This is a genomic window from Streptomyces sp. NPDC090442 (assembly GCF_044769405.1).
Taxonomy (GTDB): Bacteria; Actinomycetota; Actinomycetes; order Streptomycetales; family Streptomycetaceae; genus Streptomyces.
Genome location: NZ_JBIVXW010000239.1, coordinates 1 through 1,685 on the forward strand (window position 1 = coordinate 1; position 1,685 = coordinate 1,685).

1 protein-coding gene is annotated in these 1,685 nt (G+C 59.2%); it reads right to left on the minus strand.

Going from position 1 to position 1,685, the window contains the following annotated elements; translation table 11 throughout:
* Positions 1 to 1,144 precede the first annotated feature (1,144 nt).
* Entirely contained in the window at positions 1,145 to 1,669 is a 525-nt protein-coding gene (locus ACIQU6_RS44710; RefSeq protein WP_403488478.1) for a transglycosylase family protein, read from the minus strand.
* Positions 1,670 to 1,685: the final 16 nt, after the last annotated feature.

Sequence of the window (1,685 nt, forward strand, 5' to 3'; positions counted from 1 at the left end):
GGAAAAGGCTCAGTCTCTATCTCGCCTCTCTTCGTGCCGACGAATGGTTTCGAGGTCCTTCTTGCTTAGGCGGCCGGTACCGTCGGCGGCATAAGCTACGAGGGCGTGATCGTCGCGCTCTGGCGTACGACCAGCAATAAGGGTCTGTGTAACGGGGTATGGAACGGCCGGTTCTTCTTTGCGTGGTGTGCCCGCACGCGAGGCTGCAGCCAGGAGCGCATCTACCACACTGAGAACAACTTCGCGTTCCTTGTGTGACAGTAAACTCGCACGAGGTGGGAGGGTAAATTTCTGAGGAGGGCGTTCACGAAAAATGCCAGCGGCCTTCTCGATGTAAGTCCGTGGTACGCCAAGGGCCAACGCAAGGCCATCTAAAGTTTCGTCGGACAGTACTCCAGTATGCTGCCCGCGAGCAATCCTTCCGATGGTTCCATGGCTGACGAGTCCTTGACTTCGTGCAGCTGCAGCCCGGTAGCTGAGGGAGCGCCGGGAAGAACCAAGCCTGGTTAGTCGCTCTACGACGAGCTTTTGCAGATCATATTCCATTCCGTTCCCTCCCGTGCCCACTCGGCAGGTGAGGTGTTTCTAGCCAATATCATTGGCTACGACGCCCTGCTACAGGCCTACCTACACGATGTGGTCTAATTGTCGATTATGGAACAAGGGTACAGGAACCAGTGTACCCAAAACAGCAGCGAACATCTTTAAGTCGGCCACTGATCGAGTGATAGACGCTCCAACGGGGTACTGATTTCTGCGTTTCAGGGTGCGGGCAGCATTACAGGATTCTGAGTCTACTGTGCACTGTACAAGTCACCCTGGTGAACAAGTAGCGGCTCAAGCGCACCCTTGGTAGCAAAACCGTCACTGTCTTGGCTGACTGTCGCAGCATCCACGTCCTGCTCGCTGATGAATTCATCCGCGCCCGCTCGCTCCGATTGACTCCGCCTGGCCGCCTGCAGAAGCTCATCTTGCAGGGTGCCCACACCGCCGGCTCGAGTCTGGACAGCCGTCCGCCGCCGATGTCGGACAGCAGCAGATTGTCGAAGCCTACCGGACCGCTAGTAACCGAGCCGGAGAGGACGGGCAAGACCCCACTACTGGGCCAGCATATTCCTCTAACGGTCCCAGTGCAGCAGGCGATTCACCTTCCCAAGCGCAGTTTCCAGCCCGGCAGAAGGTGGTTGGGGTCTCTTCCGATCGTGTTGATGTTCACGGCGTACAAGATGGGCCAGTTGCCTTGTACGTGATAGCGCTGCGCCATACTGCTCAGGGTGTCGCCGTTCTTGACGATGGCACTGGGAGGCGGAGCCTGGCGATGGGGCGAGTGGCGGCGGTACAACCTTCGAGGAACAACGGCGGTACGTGCCATCGGAGAGTGTCCGGCGACACCAATCAGGCGTGAGCAGTGTGGCCAGGCAGACCAGCCGATGTCGGACACCACCCGTTTAGCGACCTTGACCTGTGCAGCCCGACTGGCCTGTGCGGCGGCAGGGGCATAACGGGTCCCGCCGTAGGCACGCCAGGTGTTCGGGGAGAATTGCAGACCGCCAGAGTAGCCATTCCCTGAGGAGATATGCCATCTCCCACCGCTCTCGCAGGCTGCGAGACTGTCCCAGCCGCTGCTCCGGGAAGGTGTCGCAGATGCCACGGTAATCAGAGCGAGCACTGCCAGTGTTGCGATG